General features: G+C 47.8%; 18 protein-coding genes. 10 read left to right on the forward strand and 8 right to left on the reverse strand.

The genetic code is table 11. The features are described 5' to 3' along the window. Positions 1-386 precede the first annotated feature (386 nt). Positions 387-1,625 carry an MFS transporter gene (locus BMX58_RS12680; protein WP_068624801.1) on the reverse strand — a complete coding sequence of 413 codons (1,239 nt, stop codon included), beginning with the start codon at positions 1,623-1,625 and terminating at the stop codon, positions 387-389. 251 nt (positions 1,626-1,876) lie between these two features. After that, a complete protein-coding gene (locus BMX58_RS12685) occupies positions 1,877-3,034 on the reverse strand; it encodes an ROK family transcriptional regulator (RefSeq protein WP_068624803.1) in 1,158 nt (385 codons plus the stop codon). Between the two features lie 433 nt (positions 3,035-3,467). Between BMX58_RS12685 and BMX58_RS14760 the strand changes: the two genes are divergently transcribed. Continuing rightward, positions 3,468-4,208, forward strand: coding sequence for a sulfite exporter TauE/SafE family protein (locus BMX58_RS14760; protein ID WP_068624805.1), 741 nt, complete (start codon positions 3,468-3,470; stop codon positions 4,206-4,208). 82 nt (positions 4,209-4,290) lie between these two features. Here BMX58_RS14760 and BMX58_RS12695 read toward each other — a convergent pair whose 3' ends face one another. After that, positions 4,291-5,631 carry a DUF1576 domain-containing protein gene (locus BMX58_RS12695; protein ID WP_068624807.1) on the reverse strand — a complete coding sequence of 447 codons (1,341 nt, stop codon included), beginning with the start codon at positions 5,629-5,631 and terminating at the stop codon, positions 4,291-4,293. A gap of 356 nt (positions 5,632-5,987) precedes the next feature. On the opposite strand from BMX58_RS12695, the gene BMX58_RS12700 reads away from it, so the two are divergent. From BMX58_RS12700 to BMX58_RS12710, 3 genes are all read left to right on the forward strand, one after another. Beyond that, the gene (locus BMX58_RS12700) at positions 5,988-6,215 is read left to right on the forward strand and encodes a hypothetical protein (RefSeq protein WP_068624808.1); all 228 of its coding nucleotides are present in this window, start codon (positions 5,988-5,990) and stop codon (positions 6,213-6,215) included. Between the two features lie 84 nt (positions 6,216-6,299). Beyond that, entirely contained in the window at positions 6,300-7,463 is a 1,164-nt protein-coding gene (locus BMX58_RS12705) for a M20 family metallopeptidase (RefSeq protein ID WP_068624810.1), read from the forward strand. A 271-nt stretch (positions 7,464-7,734) separates the two neighbouring features. Next, positions 7,735-8,154, forward strand: a complete 420-nt coding sequence (locus BMX58_RS12710) for an SHOCT domain-containing protein (RefSeq protein WP_068624812.1) — start codon at positions 7,735-7,737, stop codon at positions 8,152-8,154. A gap of 310 nt (positions 8,155-8,464) precedes the next feature. Here BMX58_RS12710 and BMX58_RS12715 read toward each other — a convergent pair whose 3' ends face one another. Next, positions 8,465-9,061 (reverse strand): helix-turn-helix domain-containing protein, encoded by a 597-nt coding sequence (locus BMX58_RS12715; protein WP_068624813.1) that lies wholly within the window; start codon positions 9,059-9,061, stop codon positions 8,465-8,467. 253 nt (positions 9,062-9,314) lie between these two features. Here BMX58_RS12715 and BMX58_RS12720 point away from each other — a divergent pair, with 253 nt between their 5' ends. Beyond that, on the forward strand, positions 9,315-10,958 hold the full coding sequence (locus BMX58_RS12720; RefSeq protein WP_068624815.1) for a phosphoenolpyruvate carboxykinase (ATP): 1,644 nt from the start codon (positions 9,315-9,317) through the stop codon (positions 10,956-10,958). A gap of 67 nt (positions 10,959-11,025) precedes the next feature. On the opposite strand, the gene BMX58_RS12725 is transcribed toward BMX58_RS12720, so the two are convergent. Beyond that, complete coding sequence (locus tag BMX58_RS12725; RefSeq protein ID WP_084254038.1) at positions 11,026-12,870, reverse strand: ATP-binding protein; 1,845 nt, start codon at positions 12,868-12,870, stop codon at positions 11,026-11,028. Between the two features lie 96 nt (positions 12,871-12,966). Between BMX58_RS12725 and BMX58_RS12730 the strand changes: the two genes are divergently transcribed. Beyond that, positions 12,967-13,677, forward strand: a complete 711-nt coding sequence (locus tag BMX58_RS12730; RefSeq protein WP_068624817.1) for a response regulator transcription factor — start codon at positions 12,967-12,969, stop codon at positions 13,675-13,677. A gap of 2 nt (positions 13,678-13,679) precedes the next feature. On the opposite strand, the gene citG is transcribed toward BMX58_RS12730, so the two are convergent. From citG to BMX58_RS12745, 3 genes are all read right to left on the reverse strand, one after another. Beyond that, complete coding sequence (gene citG, locus BMX58_RS12735; RefSeq protein ID WP_239420620.1) at positions 13,680-14,555, reverse strand: triphosphoribosyl-dephospho-CoA synthase CitG; 876 nt, start codon at positions 14,553-14,555, stop codon at positions 13,680-13,682. Further along, positions 14,533-15,243: a GntR family transcriptional regulator gene (locus BMX58_RS12740; RefSeq protein ID WP_068624819.1), complete on the reverse strand. Its 711-nt coding sequence runs from the start codon at positions 15,241-15,243 to the stop codon at positions 14,533-14,535. Before BMX58_RS12740 ends, citG begins: the two co-directional genes overlap by 23 nt. A 130-nt stretch (positions 15,244-15,373) precedes the next feature. After that, complete coding sequence (locus tag BMX58_RS12745; protein ID WP_068624821.1) at positions 15,374-16,717, reverse strand: CitMHS family transporter; 1,344 nt, start codon at positions 16,715-16,717, stop codon at positions 15,374-15,376. A 399-nt stretch (positions 16,718-17,116) separates the two neighbouring features. On the opposite strand from BMX58_RS12745, the gene BMX58_RS12750 reads away from it, so the two are divergent. Genes BMX58_RS12750 through BMX58_RS15015 form a run of 4 tightly spaced genes read left to right on the forward strand, consistent with a single transcriptional unit; the run spans position 17,117 to position 19,174 of the window. Next, entirely contained in the window at positions 17,117-17,443 is a 327-nt protein-coding gene (locus BMX58_RS12750; RefSeq protein WP_068624823.1) for a hypothetical protein, read from the forward strand. Between the two features lie 16 nt (positions 17,444-17,459). Then, a complete protein-coding gene (locus tag BMX58_RS12755; RefSeq protein ID WP_068624825.1) occupies positions 17,460-17,870 on the forward strand; it encodes an acetyl-CoA carboxylase biotin carboxyl carrier protein subunit in 411 nt (136 codons plus the stop codon). A 26-nt stretch (positions 17,871-17,896) separates the two neighbouring features. After that, a complete protein-coding gene (locus BMX58_RS12760) occupies positions 17,897-19,018 on the forward strand; it encodes a sodium ion-translocating decarboxylase subunit beta (RefSeq protein ID WP_068624827.1) in 1,122 nt (373 codons plus the stop codon). Between the two features lie 27 nt (positions 19,019-19,045). Further along, on the forward strand, positions 19,046-19,174 hold the full coding sequence (locus BMX58_RS15015) for an OadG-related small transporter subunit (protein ID WP_093088863.1): 129 nt from the start codon (positions 19,046-19,048) through the stop codon (positions 19,172-19,174). Positions 19,175-19,192: the final 18 nt, after the last annotated feature.

Here is a 19,192-nt window from a genome sequence, read left to right on the forward strand (position 1 = left end):
CTCCTTTTTAAGCCATTATAGAAGATCTCACAGCTCCTTATCGATTCCATTTTCTTATACACGGTCTCTTGGACCCAACATACTAAACTGATTCACATAAGGGTGTGAAATGAGCCGGTTTGTGATACGGACTCTAATTGGTCCCAGAGGCTGGTCGGCTTACCTTCACTTCTACTACAAAAAAATAGTAGCACAAACCATGGCCGTGGTTTGTACTACTAATCTTAGTATGTTTGTGCATCCGAACATAGTGTGCGTAAACGCGGGACAGAACGCAGCCCCTGGCTCCACTTCACGAACAATGCTCGAATGGCCTGCAACCATTCTGCGCTTGTTCGCTCCAGTGGTCCGGAGCTAAACGCGTTCTGTCCCGCTCTCTTTTTTTTTCAGATGCCGGTTACCTTTACAGGGCTTCTTAATGGCCCCATTTTCAATGCGAAAAGATAACAGATCCCGTAGACGAGGGTCAGGCCCATCATCGCGTACATCCCGATTGCATATGATCCGCTCATGTCATAAACAGCTCCCCAAAGCGGACCGGAGATGGACACTCCGATGGAGGGCGCCATGCCAAGGATAGACCAGATACGCGGATAATCGCCTATCCCGAAGACTTCACTCACGACCAACGGGGTCAACACTGCGGGACCGCCGAGACCGAATGCCAAGACGAACATGACGACCGACAAGGCCAGGAAAGAGCGCGTGGTCGCAAGGAAGAACAAAGCGATCACCATGCAGAGTACCACAGCCGTGATGGTGATGGTCGAATCGATTTTGTCGTTGATGGCCCCCACCGAAATGTTGGCTATGATCATGCCGGCCATGACAAGCGAAAACAATGTGCCGACCTGTCCGGATGTGAAGTTCATGCCACTGAAGTGTGCAGGCAAGTGCTGCATCATGCCGCCTCCGAAAGCGGAAAGGAAAATGCCTATGAACAGGATGTAAAACGGTTTCATCTTTTTGGCATCTTCATAGGTTATGGACAAATCATTTACAGGTTCATTGTTTTCGGTTTGGGTAGGGAGTCCATCACCATAGGCGGTCAATCCGATACTGTCCGGGTTCTCGACCAACAAAAAAAGGCTGTTCGGGACAGTCAAGAGCGCGAAGAGGCCAGCAATCAGAAAATAACCCATCCGCCAACCGAAATTATCCAAAAATGTCGGCATGATCATCGAAACGATGGCTCCTGCCAGACCACCGGAAGCGTTCAACAAGCCCATCATCAATCCTTTTTTCGCAGAGAACCAATTATTGATCAACAATATAGCTAAAAACATCGTAATCGGCATCATGAGCAGGCCGAGGAAGATGCCCCCTAAATAAAAATGCCACAGACGGGTTGCGAATGCCAACCAAACGAATCCTAGCGATACCCAGATTCCGCCTCCGGCCAATAACCGTTTTGCGCCAAATTTAGGAAGAAATTGTCCGATCAGGGGAAGGACGAAAACACCGGTCAAAGTGGACAAGCTCATGTAAAGCGAAAAGGCACTGCGTGTGAAGCCCAACTCCGCGGTGATGGGCTCAACGAAGAAACCGACCGCATTGCCGGCAATGTACATGGCCATAATCAAGCAGGCCGCGGATAAAAAGGATAAATAGTGGCGTAAAGTCATAGCAAAGTTCCTCTCTACATCAAATAAAAAAATAAGCAGATAGGATCCGTGTCGGATTTTCCGAATAACAAAAAGGCATCCCATAATCCGGAATGTCGTTTCATGAAATCGAATACATGTCTCTGCATCTAAAATATTATATTACTAATCAACAAAAAGCAAGAGAGTGTCAAAAAAAGAGGCCGGGGATTTGTACCGGCCTCCGGAGAGAGACTGAGCTTTTCGAGGATTTTTTTGAATCGTCCAAAAATTCAATCATCAAAATGCAGTTGCAGCAGTGGGACCTGGAAGAAATGCTGGAGTGCCAAGGCAATGCCACCCAAAAGCACGCCGTTTTTCCCGAGTGTGGACAAACTGACCGGAACGTTTTGATCTGTTTTTCGGTTCAATTCCGTTTGGATTGCTGTCACACATTCCGGCACGGCGCGGAAAAGCTCTCCGTTCAAATAGACTTTTTCCGGATCAAGCAGGCTGACAACGTTGCTGATTGCGATGCTCATGTGCTGTATAAGATGCTCCACTACGCTTTTGGCTTCTTCATCGCCGGCTTTGTACAACGTAATCAGATCGGCCAACTGAAGTGCGGGATCCTTCTTCATGTCCCTGATTTCCGCAACCAAAGCAGCCGTCGAGCAATACTGGTTCAGGCAGCCTTGCTTCCCGCAGTCACAATCCTTCCCGAACGGATAGAGAATCGTGTGCCCCAGATTACCGGCCAGGCTGTGTTTGCTGCGGAATAACCGGTTCTGCAGCAAAATTCCGGAACCGATGCCTTCATCCAAGTCGATGCTGATGATGTTTCCCGGCGAGTGTGCGAATACCGCTTCAGCAATCACCGTCAGATTGTTTTGGTTCTCCAGATAAATCGGGCAGTCGATGGCATCGCTCTCCAGATGCTGGGCGGTCAGATGTTCCAACATTTTGTTGGTTGAGGATACTATCTCGTCTTCATGGACGAAACCGTCTATGGATACAACAATGCCCACGAAGCCAAATGGCGTCTTGTTGAGGGTTTTCCTGTGGTGCAGCACGATCTCTTCAATGCTGTCGATGATGTTGCTGGCTTCCACTTTTCTGACCAAATCGTACTGGGCGATGATCTTGCCTTGCAGATTGCAGACGAGAGAGGAAATCTTTGTTTGTGTAATTGTCAAACTCATCGCGTATCCGCCGTTCGCATTCACCTTCAATAACACCGGTTTTCTTCCGCCGACGACGGAACTTTGACCTGTACCGAGTTCGACAACCAACTTTTCCTTGAGCAGTTTTTTGACAATTTCAGATACGGTAGCCTTATTGAGTCCGGAATCATGAGAGATGGCAGCCCGTGAAGTGTTCGGATGATTGATGATTGCTGTCAAAACGATGGTCTCGTTTTGTTCCCTGATTGTGTTGCGGTTGACGATCATGTGGGATCACACCCTTTACAGAATTTTTTTGATTTTCGGGCGCAAAAAGAGTGGGGGTCTAAAAAAATATACAGGGAAAAGTTTGCTGAGGCTGTTCGGGAAGCAGAACAAAACATCTTCCAAAAAGTCATTCAGCGCTCAAACAGACCTATATATTTGCCAGGAAATTGATTTTGAAGGCGGTTGCGATTTTGGGGAGGGAAGCAAGCTCAAAGATGAGCGAAGGTGGGGTGAGGTAGCCTTTGTGGGCATTCGTCTTTGGTTACATTTTAACACTTTTCGCAGATTAATGCGAGGTTTGGATGCTTGCCAAACCCAATTAACACGCACTTTTTTCAATATGCTAAGCTGTTTCTGGTTTGTGGACTTTGAGTCATTGTCATTTTTTTGGATTATCGGTAGAATAAAAGGAATTACGGGAGGTGATTACAGTATGTTGGGTTTGAACGGGATAGAATGGATGATGCTGATCATTGCGGCAATCATCATCGGTTTTTCCAAAACAGGCATACAGGGCGCCACAATCCCGGCTGTGGCTCTTGTTGCGATCATTTTCGGCGGGAAGGCGTCAGCCGGAATCATGCTGCCGATGCTGATGCTGGGCGATCTGATCGCCATTTTTCAATACGGAAAACAAGGGAAATTCAGTGACGTCCTGAAACTTTTGCCTGCAGCCGTAATCGGCATCGTCATTGGAGCTGTTACCGGCAATTTTCTCGATGACAGGCAGTTCAAAGCCTTGTTGGGTGTTGTCGTATTGGTTTGTTTGGGGCTGTTGGTCTACCGGGAAGTGGCGAAAAGAGTTTTGGCGCTCCCGAAAAATCGGATCTTCCACTGGATGGTCGGGGCTGTCAGTGGCTTTTCTTCGATGGTCGGAAATGCGGCCGGCCCCATCTTCAACGTCTATTTGCTGTCGCAGGACATCAGCAAGAACAAGATGATCGGAACGACTGCCTGGTTTTTCCTGCTGATGAATGTCGTGAAACTGCCTTTCCACATTTTCATGTGGGGGACCGTCACTTGGGGGACAATCCGGTACATGCTGCTGATGATCCCCTTCATCTCCTTCGGCAGTTGGATGGGCATCACCTTCGTCAGGAAAATCAATGAGTTGTGGTACAAACGCATCATTATGGCCATGACGGGCATTGCGGCGATCCGTCTGTTCATCTAAAAAGCGATGCCTTGAACGAATTGTCAAAATCCGTTCAAGGCATCGCTTTCGTCTGTTGAAAAATCAGGCTGACTAACCTCTGTTAATTGGTATGCTCGACTTCAACTTCATCGGCCGGATCGACTCCTCCACGCAAAGCGCGTTGGTTGGCCCGGTGAAGATGGAAGGCTTCCAGAATGGGCACCAGAATCGAAGCGACTAGTCCGCCCGAAAAGCCATTGTTGTAAAGGTTGACGCCGCCGTGCAAATAGCCGATGTTCATGACCAAGGTCAAATGCATGGCACCGGCGATGATGCCCGCTATGTTCCCGTAGCGGCCGGCCAACGGGGCCAAGGTTGTTCCGAACAGGGCTGAAATCAGAACGATGGTGGACTGGTTGTCCTGATAGTTGAGCCGGCCCATCAGAGTGACCCCGATCAGGATCGGCAGGACATTCTTGATGTTTTTCCCGAAGGCTCCAAAGCCGATGATGGTGAAGATGCCGCCCAAGACCGGCCCGTTTATTTCGCCGCCCATCAAAAGAATATATGTTGTAGCCAAGAATCCAAGCAGAGACATGTTGATCAGCGTTGCACCCAGGCCGCCCAGTTCCAGATAATCAGTGGACAATTGGCCGGAGTGGCGCATGATCCGTTTCATGCCGTTGAAGCTCCAGCCGTTCAGCCACAAACCAAGCAAGAACATGCTGCTGAACAGGGAATAAAGCAACAATGAAAAGGGGGCATTGTAGCCGCTGGCAAGGATGCTTGCCGTTTCGATCTCGAAGCCGAAGTTGCGCATCAAAGAGATGAAGACGGTCCCGATGATGCCGCAGGTGAAGCCGACGTTATAGAGGCTGAATCCTCTAGTGAAAGTAACGAAATGATGCGCCAGTGGGGGGATCAGGAAGCCGGAAATGAATCCGGCGCCCAGCCCCAGAAACACACCATAGGGTTGACCGATGCCAAGGCTGAAGGAGAGTTCGCTGACCAACGGCGCCAATGCGGTCCCGAAGAGGGCAGCCAGCAAGGATTTATGCATCGGTATTTTTGTAACTCTTGCATAAGTGAAGGCTCCGATGCTGATCGGCATGGAGTTGAATAAATTTTTGCCGAAAAAGGCGAAGCCCGCAATCGTCAAAATGCCGGCTATGACTGGACCGTTGATTTTGGCATCCGCCATTTTGACGATCCAGATGGCCTGCAGTGTCATCAAGGAAACGTTGAATAATGCCGCTCCGACGTTCGTCAAGGCCATATAATCCGTTAGCAGGTTAGCCGGTGAGGCTAGGATTGTGAGGTTACCTTCATAAATTTCCCTAGGGCTGTTGAACAAGAAGGCCACGCTGGCCATCAAGATGGCGAAGCCGGCCAATAAACCGTATTTCAGCCGCTCGGAGAGTTCCTCTGCGCCACTCATAGTAGGCTGTCTTTTTTGTATCATTAGTGTCCCCCAATCTGATAGTGTTGAAAATGAGCAATGAAAACAGGATATGAAAATTGCTGTTTGCCGGATTGGAGGGAATCCAAGCTGACAAACACGTGTAAACGTTAACTTACATTTAATTATACAGGCTTGGATTGACCATCACAATATTTATTTTCAACTTTACTAAAAACCGCTAATATTGCAACAGGAAACACACAAACGGAACAATTCGCACTTGGGAAAAAGCTGTGAAAGCGGATAATTACCATCAGGAAAATAACGCCTTGACTTCGTGTGGCTCGAAGGTCATAAAATCATCCTGTCAAATCAGGGTTGCCGACAAGCCAAATAGGCACACAAAGGAGTCAAGAATGGAAAAAACAATTGAAAATATAATGGACATCAGAGGCAAAATCTATTCGCTGACGTTCATCAGTTTCCTGGTCGGTACGTTGCAGTTCGTCATCGGCAGAATCGTAGTGGAAAGTGCATCGATCATGGCAATCATGTGGACGGGTACAGCTTCGGTAGCCGTTGCTGTGTTCGTGGGGCTGGTCTGCTTCGGACTTGTGCCGTCCCGAAAAAAACCTACCGTCTGATATAGAAAATTTGAACCCAAATAAAGAAAACAGTATATTTTAGTCAACGTTGGGTGCTATAATTTTCGCCAAGGGGGAATGGAAATGGGCTTCGACAGGAATCAGTATTTGCGTGAATTGGAGACGATCGTCAATATCGACAGCGGCAGCAGAAATCCTGCAGGCACAGGAAAAGTGGCGGCGTTCTTGGAAGAAAAATATAGGCAGCAAGGCTTTCAGACCGAGTTGGTTTCGGTCGGTCCGGAGGTGGGTCCGGTCTTGGTGGCTACGAATGCGCCGGACGAGCCCATCGATCTGCTCTTCATCGGCCACACGGATACGGTGTTCCTGGATGGGGAAGCAAGCAGAAGGCCTTTCACGATAAAAGGCGAGCGGCTATACGGGCCTGGCGTCTATGACATGAAAGGCTGCAGCCTGCTGACGGCTTACCTGATGGAAAACTTGCCAGCAGAACTGAAGCGAAGCCTCAATATCTGCGTGATCCACAATCCGGATGAGGAAATCAGTTCCTTTTATTCCCGTGAAGTGATCATCGAAAAAGCGAAAATGGCCAAGTTCGCCTTCGTCATGGAGCCGAGCGCGGCTGATGGATCGATGATCAAGGAGAGGAAAGGCATCGAGAAACTGAAGATCCATTTCAAGGGCCGCCCATCCCATGCCGGGGATGCTCCGGAAGAAGGGCGCAGCGCCATCAACGAACTGGCTTATTGGATCGTGCAATTAAATACCTTAATCGATCATGATGCCGGCGTATCGGTGAATGCGGGCACTATCCAGGGAGGCACGGTGCCGAATGTCGTCCCCGAGCATGCCCAGATGGAATTGGACTATCGGTACTCAAATCCTATTGATGTCACAGCCTTTTTGGACATGCTGGAGGATCTGCAGATTCATGCAGCCGAAAAGGAAATCGGCATCGACATCGCAGTGATCGGCAGGCGTCCGCCGATGGTTGATGTGCCGGGAGCGAAAGCTTTGCGGAGCGTCTTCGAGGATGTCGGCAAGCAGATGGACACGGTCATTTCGTTCAAAAAATCGGGCGGTGTATCCGATGCCAACTTCACGACCAGCGTCGGAGTTCCGACGGTCTGCAGCATCGGGTTGATCGGCGGCGCCTTCCATACCGATCATGAATATGTCGAGCTGGATTCGATTTTTTCGCGTTTGGAGCTTTTGACCGCAGTCATAGCGGAGATGAGCCGGCGGAAAATGTTTTGCACAAGTGCAGATCGTCTTCGGGTAACTTGAAATCAATTGTTGCAGCCATGAAAAATTCAAGTTGAACAGTAGTGCAGAGGCCTTTCCCCGGTCTGCTGTGCTACTGTTTTTTTGATTTCTGTGTCAGAGCCCAGAGATGAAATACTTGCCGAAGAACACCGGAAGAACAGCACTTTTAATGTTCCGGATGCGATAATGGAGGTATAGGATTTCGGCGCCCGGCATAGGCAACGTGCAGCTGGCGGCCGATAAAATCAATGGTTGGATGGTTCCGGGGGATTAAGCATAAAGGAGTGTTCATATGGTTAAGATTGGGGAAAAAACAGTCGTGTCCGTAACGTGCCAAGAGGTTATTCTGCAATTAGCCGAACGTCACTGCACCAGTGAAGAGTACCTTCATTTCGGCCGGAAAGAAGCCCAGGATAAGTATGTGCTGGTGACGGATGCAAAAATATATATGATCACGTCCAAAGCAGGTGCGGGTGCCAAGCACAAAGAGGACGTATTCAGCATCCAATATACGAAAATGCAAAAGAAACCTTTGAGGATGAAGTTTGAAGGATGGACGTTCGAAATGCCGACGGACAGCATTGATCCGGCAGCAGACGAGTGGACAAATCATCTGACTGCAGAAATAAACTGCCTAAAAGAAATATTGGCCGAAGGGATCATTACGGAAGAGGAATTTGAGCGTGCGAAGGACAGGCTTAAGAAAAACTGATCGGAATATTGCGATGTTCCGCTTGCGATGAACAGCACAGAAGACAAAAACGGGCAGCCCTCCCATTGAGGCTGCCCGTTTTTGTCTTCTGTCCGGTAATTGTCTCTACGACCAACCTCCATTGTTGGGGGGCTGCGTCGTTCTTCTCCGGCGAGCGGTGGCTTCGCCGGAGTTCGGCCAACAATCTGGATTGTGTTTTCCGCTGAGCCGATCATAGTCGGAGTTTAGGCCGACTATGATCGGCGTGCCTTGGTCCGCGGATCCTTCCCCGCAGTTGTGTGCGGAGAATCCAGAGTTCTCCCGTGATTCATCAGATCGCCAAGCCCGTTCTCTTGAATGTGTTGAACTGATCCCGCAACAATGCGCGCGTCAGGTGATCTTCGATAGTCACGTTCAGGTTCGGCAGTTTTGCGATATTGTAGATATCGTTTGTATCTTCAACGAGTACCCAATTGTTCAGCACTTTCACGACGATGGAAGACAGCGGTTCGGCATGGCTGCACTTGAACAGAGTATCGTCCACAAATTTTTTGAAAGGATTGACCAACTGTTCTTCCGGCAGCATATCCTCTGCCAAGTCCAAAGCATCCTCCCGGTAAATCGTGAATTCTTTCTCATAAACGGGAGGGGATTGTTTGATGAGCTCGTAATCCCGTTCCTTTATGTACGCCAAGGCATCCTGATAACCTTTGCGGTATTCCTTGGTGGATTTGATGCCGCTGTTCATGTAGGTTTTGGCTGCGATGACTTCTTCCAATGAATCTTCAGGGATCAACCACCCCTCTTTATTGCTGAATTTTACGGCATCCTTGATTTTTCCTTTGCGGATCCATCTGCGCACCATTTCTTCTGAATGGGTGATATTTTTTTTGCTGAGTATTTTGACTGCTTCGGCTACGGTAAGCATGGTTTGTCCCTCCGTTGTTACTTGTTTAGTTGAATATATAGTAGCATTAAGTTTTAAGGCTGTGGTGTTTCTTTTGTGTACTCTCAAACATAGTACAGAGAAAAAACACTGAAATGGCGACCGAAGCCCAATGCACCAGGGAAGTGTTTTTTTTATGTTCTAAATGTGAAGGACATCATAAGTACACCTCGTAATCGGCACAAATACAGAAAAGCATACTATAATGAAGTCATCAAAATTACGGAGGTCGCATATGGCAACAATCGAAACGTACCAAAGAGCCGCATTGAAGAAAACCAATCCATTGTTAACCAAATTACGCACGACAGTCGAAACTGCTTTCTATGGCAGCAATATGCATGAAGTGAAAACGCTTGCCGAAGCCTATGAGTTGGCGAAAACATCCCCAGGGGTCATCGTGACCGATCTTCCCATCAAAGAGACGGAAAAGTTGGGCCTGCCGGAGGATGCCAAAGTGCTGGTCGAAAACGGCGGCAAAATAGTCGGACGGACCGCTAAAGCAAGACGGATCGTAGGCGAGGACAAAGCGGAAGACGAGCAGCTGATGGCGCTGGTCCGTGAAGTCATCTACCAGAACCGCACGAAGAAATACCACCAGACTACAGGCTATGTCGGCTTGGACGAAGATTTCATCATCAAAGCGCACATCGCCTTTCCGGAAGGCAACGAAAACAATCTGTATTCCTGGCTGCTGAACTTCCAGTGGGCCAATGACACGTACAACGAATTGTACACGCATTCAAAGAAATATGCAGAAGGGGATATCTACATCTACACGGATCCGGATTGGCGCCATCCCGATTATCCGCTGGGACTTGCTTACTTTGAACCCGACCACAACGTCGCCTGCATTTTGGGCATGCAGTATTTCGGGGAATTCAAAAAAGGCACGCTGTCGTTGGCCTGGGGCACCGCGCACCGCAACGGCTTCGCTTCCTGCCACGGCGGACTGAAGAAATTTGTGCTTAAAGACAAAAAGCGCGTCTTTGCGTTCTTCGGCTTGTCCGGTTCGGGCAAATCGACGCTGACGCATTCGAAGCACAACGGAAAATACAAAGTGAAGGTATTGCATGACGATGCATTCATCATCGATCTGCTTGACGGATCATCGATCGCTTTGGAACCGGCCTACTTCGACAAAACCCAGGACTATCCGGCAGACCATCCGGAGCAGGAATATTTCCTGACCGCACAGAACGTCGGCGTGACGAAGGACGTTGACGGAAAACGTGTCCTGGTGACGGAAGACATCCGCAACGGCAATGGCCGCACCGTCAAATCCCGCTACGTGACACCGGACCGAGTGGACAAATTCCATTCACCGATTGAAGGCGTTTATTGGATCATGAAGGATGATTCATTGCCGCCGCTGGTCAAAATCGAGGATCCGATCCTTGCCGCCACTTTCGGAGCAACCTTGGCAACAAAACGGTCGACTGCGGAAACGGCAAGAAAGGGCGAAGACCGGGATCGCTTGGTCATCGAACCTTACGCCAATCCATTCCGCGTCTATCCGTTGATCGAGGATTACGAAGACTTCAAAGCTTTGCTGAGCAAAGAGGCAGTCGACTGCTATATAATCAACACGGGTGCGTTCCTGGACAAGGACATCACCAAAGACGTCACACTCGGCGTAATCGAGAGCATCGTCGAAGAGACGGCCGCCTTCAAACCTTTCGGGGACGGGACCGGCTTGGCATACTTGGATGTGCCCGGCTATGAACCGCCGCTGGAGGACGAGAGCTACAAAAAACTGGTCAAAGAACGGATGACGATGCGCATCGAATTCCTGCAGGCGTTCAACCAAGCCAATCCGGACTTCCCGCTTCCGGATGAAGCACTTCACGGGTTCGACCAAATCATCCGCTCCCTATAATCAGAAAAAACCAACAGTATTATCCCCTTCGAAGCAGGGATAGTGCTGTTGGTTTTCATTTGATGATTTATTCTTTTGGAAGCAGGGGAATGCTCACGGAGACTGTTAACCCTTTTTGGGCTCTATCGAGTTTGATTTGCCAGTCATATTTGTCGGCTATCGAAGACACCACGAATAATCCCAAGCCGGAGCCTTTGCTGCCCTTCGTAGTGAAGAACGGATCGAACAGATTTTCATTTTCCAGTCCTTCGGCGATTCCCGGGCCATCATCCGTGATGGACAGGACCGCGTATTGTTTTTCTCGGGTCACGACGGAACGCTTTTGCAGCTCGGTGTTGTATGGCGGTAGTGCTTTTTCAAGCCTGATTTTGACTTTGCCGGGATTGTTGCCGATCGCCTGGAAGGCATTTGTCATCAGGTTGTACAGGACAACCTGCAGATCTTGTTTGTCAAAACCTTCAACGGACAAGTCAGGAGTGATCATATTTTCCAACGTGATGCCTTTTGGCGTCAGTATCGTGATTTCGGATAACGTATCCTTCAGTACTTGGGAGAGGTCGTTCGACTTGTCCTGCTGGCCTTCGCTGACTTTTGAAAAACGCAGCACATTGGTGGAAAGCTCCTTGCCTTTTTCGGCTGCATGGTAAATTTCTTTCAGTTCGCTGACCAATTCGTCGTTTTCGGCATATTCTTCCATCAACAGCTGGGCATTTCCCAGAATTGGGGTCAGGAAATTGTTCATGTCGTGCACGATGGTCGTCGTCAAGAGACCGATCGATTCAAGTTTGTTTTCCTTCAGTATCCTTTTTTCCAACTGATGCCGTTCGTTTTCGAATTTTTGTTTTTCGATGAAGCGTTGGCTTTCTTCGTAGGCCTGATTTTTCTTGTTGTAACCCCTGATCAGCAGGACAAAAATGAGGACGATGGCAGAAATCAGCAATAATAGGCTCAATAGGATATAATTGTTTTGTATAGGGACCCGGTTGTGTTCATAGAAATCCGAGTTCAGGGCGATCACCCAATGGGCTGCGCCGATGTCTATCCACTTGAAGGCGCCCAACTTAAGGACTTTGGTCGGATTCTCTTCATCCCACCAGTAGGAGTAATAGCTGAGCGTCCCTTCCGCTTGCGTGAGCTGGGCTTCCTCCAAGCGCCTCAGATCGGAAAGATCCAGATCCGGGAATTGCTTCTGGCGGTCGGAAATGATGTCGAGGCCGACTTGGCTTTCGACTGGATGGATGACGACTTCCATATCGGCATTCTTCACCAAAGGATAGCCGCTGTAGGCGCTTGTGTCGCTGAATATTTCCGCCTTGAACATATTTTCGAGGTTCAGCGGTGCGACAAGGTACCCCGTGACTTGGCCATTGGCGGCAACGATTGGGGTATACAGATTGACGAAAGATTGGTTATCCAAAAAGTATTCGCTGCTGTTTTGGAGGAGCGGGTCACCGTCGAATAAGGATCCAAAGCTTGGGTCAGCCTGCAGGTAGGTCAAGGCGGTTTCTTCGGCAAGTATTTGAGTGGTCCCGCCTTCGGTCACCCAAGCTGCCGAAAAAATACCCTCAGCGTCAAGTTGGATCAGCAGGTTTGTTTGATCTTCATGGGAACCAAGGTAAGCGGCGATGATTCCTTCTTTTTCGGCTGCGGCGAGTGGATCTTCCGGAAGGTCCTTGAAAGCAAGTTCTTCGGAAAACTGCTGAAGCGATAGGGAACGGTTTTCGATGACGAGCCTCAGATTGTTCGTCACATAATTCAAAGTCTGCATCAGCTGCTCCTGGCCGCTCCTGATCGCATTCTGTTCGACGGCGTAAAAGCTGCCCGCAATGGTGATGAAGGTTATCGCGATGAGGATGAATAACCCCGTCATGATGATATTGATGAAACGAGTCGTCGGTTTGTTGTCCATCATAAAAGCCCTTTCTTGAAAAAATGCATAGTAAAAAAATAAGTGCTTGACAAAACGATGTTCTGATTGCGAAACTAGAGAACATTGAGGAGGAAAAATATGAACAACCAAAAAATACTCGTCGTTGATGACGATATCGCAATCCGGCGGCTCATTTGGAAGGCGCTGCAATCAACGGGCGTACTTATTTACCAAAGTGATTCCATCGAAAAGACACTGGATATCATGACCCGTGTGAATTTTGACCTTTTTCTGTTGGATATCAGTCTGGAATATGAGAATGACGGCTATCATTTGGCGCAATTGATCCGCGCCGACTATCCGTTAACCCCTATTATATTTATAAGCGGAAAAAAAAGCGAGACCGATATCATCAATGGTCTCGAAACAGGGGCGGATTATTATATTACGAAGCCTTTTTCGCCTAATCTTTTGCGGGCTCAAATTTTGAGCACGTTGCAAAGAATGAAGACCATCCAGTCACAAAAAACGAATCCAACCAGCCGTGTCCTCAAAGTGGGCGATTTTACTTTCGACAAAAATCTGTACCAATTGCAAAAACGGGGGCAGGATATCGCCCTGTCATCCAAAGAAATCCAATTGATGCTGTTTTTCCTGGAAAATCCGAATCAGGTGTTTTCGAAGGAACAGATCTATGCGAATGTATGGAATGATGGGGAGATCGACAATAACCTGATCATGGTATACATCAGCTATCTGCGCAACAAGATCGAGGACGACTCGAAAAAGCCGCGTTACTTGAAGACCGTCTGGGGAATCGGCTATACCTTCAGCCCGGACGGCGAATAGACTCAGAAAAGATTCTCCAATTTTGCAAAAAAGATACCTAAGGATAAAAGATCGGCAGCTCCGCCTGGGCTCAAGTGTCTTTCTATCAGGACCAGGTCATAGCTGTACATCAACTCTTTCAGGTTTCCTTCATGTGAATCTTGCAGGAGTTGTTTTGTTTCCGTTTTGATTGTCCGCCAGGCGTCGATGCCGCCGCGGTGGATGATGTTGCCGTCTTCGACTTGGCTCATCAACAGCAGCAACGCCTCCAACAAGACAAGCTCCATCGGCCGGTCTTTATTGGCCCTGAAAAACGGCATAATCAGCTGACCTAAGGCAGGGTAGCCTGCTTCGGCTTCGCCGCGGATACCGGTGATGCCGTAGCTAAGGTATAATTTTTCTCCATACGTCAAGGAGCTTTTGGCGGCGAGATCGGCAAAGTCATTCGTCACCAATCCATGACTCATCGCTTTTGCGTAGGCGAGAATGCCCTGTATATCTTCTTCCGAGAAAGGGAGGGGACGCTGTCCGGAACTGATATAGGCGCCGGTCGCCCCCAAAAGGACGGCGAAGGAAAAATTGGCGCCTTTGTGGGTGTTGATGTTTTTGGTGGCAGCCAGCATCGCTTTTTCGGCATGAATGCCCATCGAGCGGACCTTATGGAACAATTCTTTGGGAGTCCCTTCATGTTCGGCCCCTAATTTTACATATTGATACAGGTAAGGGCTCAGGCTGACGATGCTGTCCAAAAAAGTAAAGAAGTCCATATCGGAGTGGGCACCGCTGTTGTTGCGGTCTACCAAACCGGGTTTGGGCGTCAACGCCACCTCATAAAGGAGCGCTCTCTCGGCTTGTCCGGCAATTTCGACAAGCAACTCATTGATTGGTTTCAAAGTCAATTTTACGTTTCTCCATTTCTTTGACGATAAAATTCAGCGAGCGATCCAAATGTTCATGGGTGATGAGCTGGATCTGGAGGGCATCCTGTGTTTTCATGCCCCGGTAAATCAGCCAATGCTCAGCCAATGCAAAATCGCGCCGTTCCTTTGAACTGATCGAGATGTCACGGAAGTAGCTCAAATATTCCGAGAGTTTCAGAACGATCGATTTCAGACGCTGCATCTGACTTTTTTCGTAAATGAAATCATTGAATTCAAAAAATTTCTGCTGCAGTTCATCAACTTTATCTTCCTGATTGAGCACCTCGCAGTGTTCCAAATGCAAGCGCATTGTTTTGAAATCCTCGGCTGTCATCAGCTTCATGGCTGTTGTTGTAGCGAGGGTATCCAAAGCTTTACGGATATCATAGATTTCATAGGCATCTTTGATGCTGATGCCTTTCACAACTACACCGACGCCAGGGACATGTTTTACTAAATCTTCTTCTGTCAGCTTCTTCAGAGCGTAGCGGATGGGTGTGCGGCTGATGTTCATGTTTTCGGAGAATTCTTTTTCGTTGATGCGTTCCCCGGCTGGGATTTCGCCCAGTATGACGGTCTTGCGGAAAGCCTCGTAAATCAGGTCTTTGAGCGGCATATTTTGACTGAGGTCCAAGTTTTTGCTGACTGCTTTGATTATAGTGCTCATATTTTCCCCTTCTTTCGATTATTGTTGTTTGATTAGGTGTGGATTAGGTCTCTCTGAGAGCGTTGCCTTTATACTAAAAAGCCGAGCAGATTCGCCCGGCTTCCAGTCCTTAACAGGATTATACGTTTTTTTATTGTGGGATGTAAAGCGGCATTTGGCCGAACAATACGATTGTCACTAAGAAGATAACGAAGATTCCCAGTGCATATTTCGCAGATTCTTTCTGCCAAGCGCCCATGTCCAAACCAGTCAAACGAAGCAACAGGTAGATGAATGCTACCAGCGGGCTCAGCAAGTGGAAAGCTTGACCCATCAGGGAAGCCAAAGCCATTTGCATGTTTGTGAATCCGTATGCGCGACCAGCTTCAGCCAGTACAGGCAACACACCGAAGTAGAAGCCATCATTGGAGATGAAGAATGTACCTGGTGCAGAGATAAGGGCGATGATGATTCCCCAGAAACCTGCCAATTGTTTCGGAATGATTGTTGCGAAGCTTTCTGCCAAAGCAGTAGCCATTCCGGATCCTTGGAACAAGCCCATGAATACGCCGGCTGCGAATACAAGGATAACTACTTGAACAGCGTCGCCGCCGTTTGCGCCGATACGTGATGATTGATCTTTAAGAGCAGGGTAGTTGACCATCAAAGCGATACATGTACCTACCAAGAACAACAACAATGGCGGCATTGAGATTGCTTCGATGAATGATCCGGCAACCAACCAAGCGATCAAGCCGATTGTCAGGATTCCGTTGAATACGAAGTTATTTGGGCGACGGATTTCTTGCGTTTCCGGATCCGTAACAGTAGTCATTTCTTCGATTTCTGCATCAGTCAGGACTTTAACTCCCAAGCGAGCGCGCTCTTTGCGGCCCATGTGCGGTGCAACCCAGAAAATAACATACGCTAAAGCCAATACCATACCAGGAGCAAGATAAGAAAGGATGCTTGCATCAACTTCCAGAACAGCCATCGCACGAGCAGTCGGGCCGCCCCATGGAAGCAAGTTCATGATTGTGTTCTGCAAGATGATCAATACAGCCAAGTTCATTACGTTCATGTTCAATTTCTTGTAGATAGGAAGAAACGCTGAAACGCAGATCAAAGTTGTAGTGGTTCCGTCACCATTCAAGGAAACAGTGGCAGCAACAACAGCAGTTGCCATCAAGACCTTCATCGGGTCGCCTTTAGCGAAGTGGATCATTTTTTTGGTGATAGGATCGAATAGACCAGTATCCAACATGATAGAGAAGTATAGAATAGCGAACAATAACATGATACCTGTTTTAGAAGTTGTGTTTACCCCTTCCAGAACGAATTCACCGAGGTTCCCTGAGGTAACACCCGTTGCCATAGCGATAAGCGTAAAAACAAGCGGGATGATAACTAATGCGGTGAACGGTGATAATTTCTTTTGCATGATCACGTACATGAAGATCGCGATCATTCCATAAGATAATACTGTAAGTAACATTTTCTTTCTCCTTCCGACTATAAAAAATTTTTTTGAGAGTGCCCGATTCCTTTGATAATCAAACTAGGACGTGAATAGGTTCACATTTTTTCTAATTTAAAAATCCCAAAGTTTCTTGGGCTGTATCTCTAAGAGCAATAATAGTTACTTTGCAAGTCAATTGAAAGCCGTTACTTTAAAAAAACACAAAAAACACACTGGAATTAAAACGCTTTCTTAAATGCGGCTTAACCAAATGTTAAAAAAGTCTTAAATGCCAAGGAACGTTGATGTGACAACGTTTTTGCTGTTTGGCCGTTTTTGAGAACATAAAAAAAACAATAAAACAGGCATTGCGGACTGTTTTTAATGAGAGAAATTTCTATAATGGGATTAAATCCATAGAAAGGACGTGAGAAAATGATTTTTTTCAAAGGTTTCTTTGGGAAAAAGGACACAAAAGCATCTGAGCCAATACCGTCAGCAACTGTCTCTGCAAGTGCACCCGCAAATGACCTGATTGAAATTCCTGCTTTTATACCCACTGATCCGAATGAATATGAATTAGTCAGTGTCATCGCGACAGCAATCGCTGCAGGAGATCATCCTAAATCGCAGTTTGTGGTAAAGAATATTATGAAGCGTAACCCTGAGGCTCATCTTGTTTCGCTGATTTCCGCAAGCATTGCGGCAGGCGCCATGCCTGAAAGTAAATTTGTCGTAAAAAAAATAAGTCAGGTTAAATAATAAGGAGGAATTATAAATGTTAAGAAAATTCAAGATTGCAATCGATGGTAAGGAATACTTAGTGGAAATGGAAGAAATCGGCGGCGTGCAACAACCGGTTCAAGCGCCAGTTGCAGCGGCACCAGCAGCACCAGCAGCACCAGCAGCGGCACCAGCGGCACCAGCAGAACAAGCGGCACCAGCACCAGCTGCAGCGCCAGTTTCCGCAGCTTCAGGAGACGCTATGACAGCACCGATGCCAGGAACGATCCTAAAAGTGTTAGTGAACATCGGCGATGAAGTGAAAGAGAACCAACCATTGATGATCCTTGAAGCGATGAAAATGGAAAACGAAGTTGTTGCAAACCATGCTGGTAAAGTAGCCGGAATCCATGTCAACCAAGGTCAAGTCGTAAATGCCGGCGATGCATTGATTACCATCGCATAATTATTTTATTAGGAGGAAGTGAATAAATGGAGACATTATTAGCAGGAATTACATCCATCACGATGGGCCAAATCGCGATGATGTTCATCGGGGCGATCCTGATGTATTTAGGAATCAAAAAAGAGTATGAACCTACATTGTTGGTGCCTATGGGGCTTGGTACAATCTTGGTCAACTTCCCGGGGACAGGGGTCCTGACCCAAGTCGTCAACGGAACTGAAGCGGAAGGTGTTTTGGATGTCCTGTTCAAAGCAGGTATCAGCACAGAATTGTTCCCGTTGCTTATTTTCATCGGTATCGGGGCCATGATCGACTTCGGACCGCTGTTGCAGAACCCATTCATGTTGTTGTTCGGTGCCGCCGCTCAATTCGGTATCTTCTTCACGATCATCGTCGCCATCTTCTTCGGTTTTGACATCAAAGAAGCTGCTTCAATCGGTATCATCGGTGCCGCTGACGGCCCGACAGCGATCTTCGTATCCAACCAATTGTCGCCTAATCTGTTGGGACCGATCACTGTTGCCGCTTATTCCTACATGGCGCTTGTTCCGATCATCCAACCGATCGCCATCAAAGCCGTCACAACCAAAGCAGAACGTCGCATCCGCATGACTTACAAAGCGGAAGGCGTATCCAAAATGACAAAAATCCTTTTCCCGATCATCATTACGATCGTTGCCGGTTTTATCGCACCAATTTCCCTTCCGTTGGTAGGTTTCCTGATGTTCGGTAACTTGCTGCGCGAATGTGGCGTTCTGGACCGTCTGTCCATGACTGCCCAAAACGAATTGGTCAACATCATCAGTATCCTCTTGGGTCTGACGATTTCCATCAAAATGCAAGCTGATTTGTTCCTGAATCTGCAAACATTGATGATCATCGCTTTCGGTTTGGTCGCCTTCATCATGGATACAGTCGGCGGCGTCTTGTTCGCGAAATTGCTGAACTTGTTCAGAACCGAAAAAATCAACCCGATGATCGGTGGTGCCGGTATTTCCGCATTCCCGATGTCCAGCCGTGTTATCCAAAAAATGGCTACTGACGAAGATCCGCAAAACTTTATCCTGATGTATGCGGTCGGTGCGAACGTATCCGGGCAAATCGCATCTGTAATCGCTGGTGGTTTAGTACTTGCCTTCTTCAGCTAAGAAGGTTCATTGAAAGGAGATATAATTATGGTTTTTGATCCAGAAGCTTTAACAACTGCATTTGAATTGATGATTTTTGGTATGGGCGGCATCTTCCTGGTGCTGTTCCTGCTGTATGTCGTATCGATCGTACTGATCAAACGTTTTCCAGCCTAAATCCTAAGTAAGAAAACG

The sequence above is a fragment of the Trichococcus ilyis genome, from assembly GCF_900109135.1.
Taxonomy (GTDB): Bacteria; Bacillota; Bacilli; order Lactobacillales; family Aerococcaceae; genus Trichococcus; species Trichococcus ilyis.

Coding starts and splice junctions, on each gene's coding strand:
- BMX58_RS12730 (WP_068624817.1), top strand. CDS start 12,967: ATGAACAACCAAAAAATACTCGTCGTTGATGACGATATCGCAATCCGG.
- BMX58_RS12755 (WP_068624825.1), top strand. CDS start 17,460: ATGTTAAGAAAATTCAAGATTGCAATCGATGGTAAGGAATACTTAGTG.
- BMX58_RS12680 (WP_068624801.1), bottom strand. CDS start 1,625: ATGACTTTACGCCACTATTTATCCTTTTTATCCGCGGCCTGCTTGATT.
- BMX58_RS12705 (WP_068624810.1), top strand. CDS start 6,300: ATGGGCTTCGACAGGAATCAGTATTTGCGTGAATTGGAGACGATCGTC.
- BMX58_RS12695 (WP_068624807.1), bottom strand. CDS start 5,631: ATGATACAAAAAAGACAGCCTACTATGAGTGGCGCAGAGGAACTCTCC.
- BMX58_RS12760 (WP_068624827.1), top strand. CDS start 17,897: ATGGAGACATTATTAGCAGGAATTACATCCATCACGATGGGCCAAATC.
- BMX58_RS12750 (WP_068624823.1), top strand. CDS start 17,117: ATGATTTTTTTCAAAGGTTTCTTTGGGAAAAAGGACACAAAAGCATCT.
- BMX58_RS12710 (WP_068624812.1), top strand. CDS start 7,735: ATGGTTAAGATTGGGGAAAAAACAGTCGTGTCCGTAACGTGCCAAGAG.
- BMX58_RS12725 (WP_084254038.1), bottom strand. CDS start 12,870: ATGATGGACAACAAACCGACGACTCGTTTCATCAATATCATCATGACG.
- BMX58_RS12740 (WP_068624819.1), bottom strand. CDS start 15,243: ATGAGCACTATAATCAAAGCAGTCAGCAAAAACTTGGACCTCAGTCAA.
- BMX58_RS15015 (WP_093088863.1), top strand. CDS start 19,046: ATGGTTTTTGATCCAGAAGCTTTAACAACTGCATTTGAATTGATGATT.
- BMX58_RS14760 (WP_068624805.1), top strand. CDS start 3,468: ATGTTGGGTTTGAACGGGATAGAATGGATGATGCTGATCATTGCGGCA.
- BMX58_RS12685 (WP_068624803.1), bottom strand. CDS start 3,034: ATGATCGTCAACCGCAACACAATCAGGGAACAAAACGAGACCATCGTT.
- BMX58_RS12720 (WP_068624815.1), top strand. CDS start 9,315: ATGGCAACAATCGAAACGTACCAAAGAGCCGCATTGAAGAAAACCAAT.
- BMX58_RS12700 (WP_068624808.1), top strand. CDS start 5,988: ATGGAAAAAACAATTGAAAATATAATGGACATCAGAGGCAAAATCTAT.
- BMX58_RS12715 (WP_068624813.1), bottom strand. CDS start 9,061: ATGCTTACCGTAGCCGAAGCAGTCAAAATACTCAGCAAAAAAAATATC.
- BMX58_RS12745 (WP_068624821.1), bottom strand. CDS start 16,717: ATGTTACTTACAGTATTATCTTATGGAATGATCGCGATCTTCATGTAC.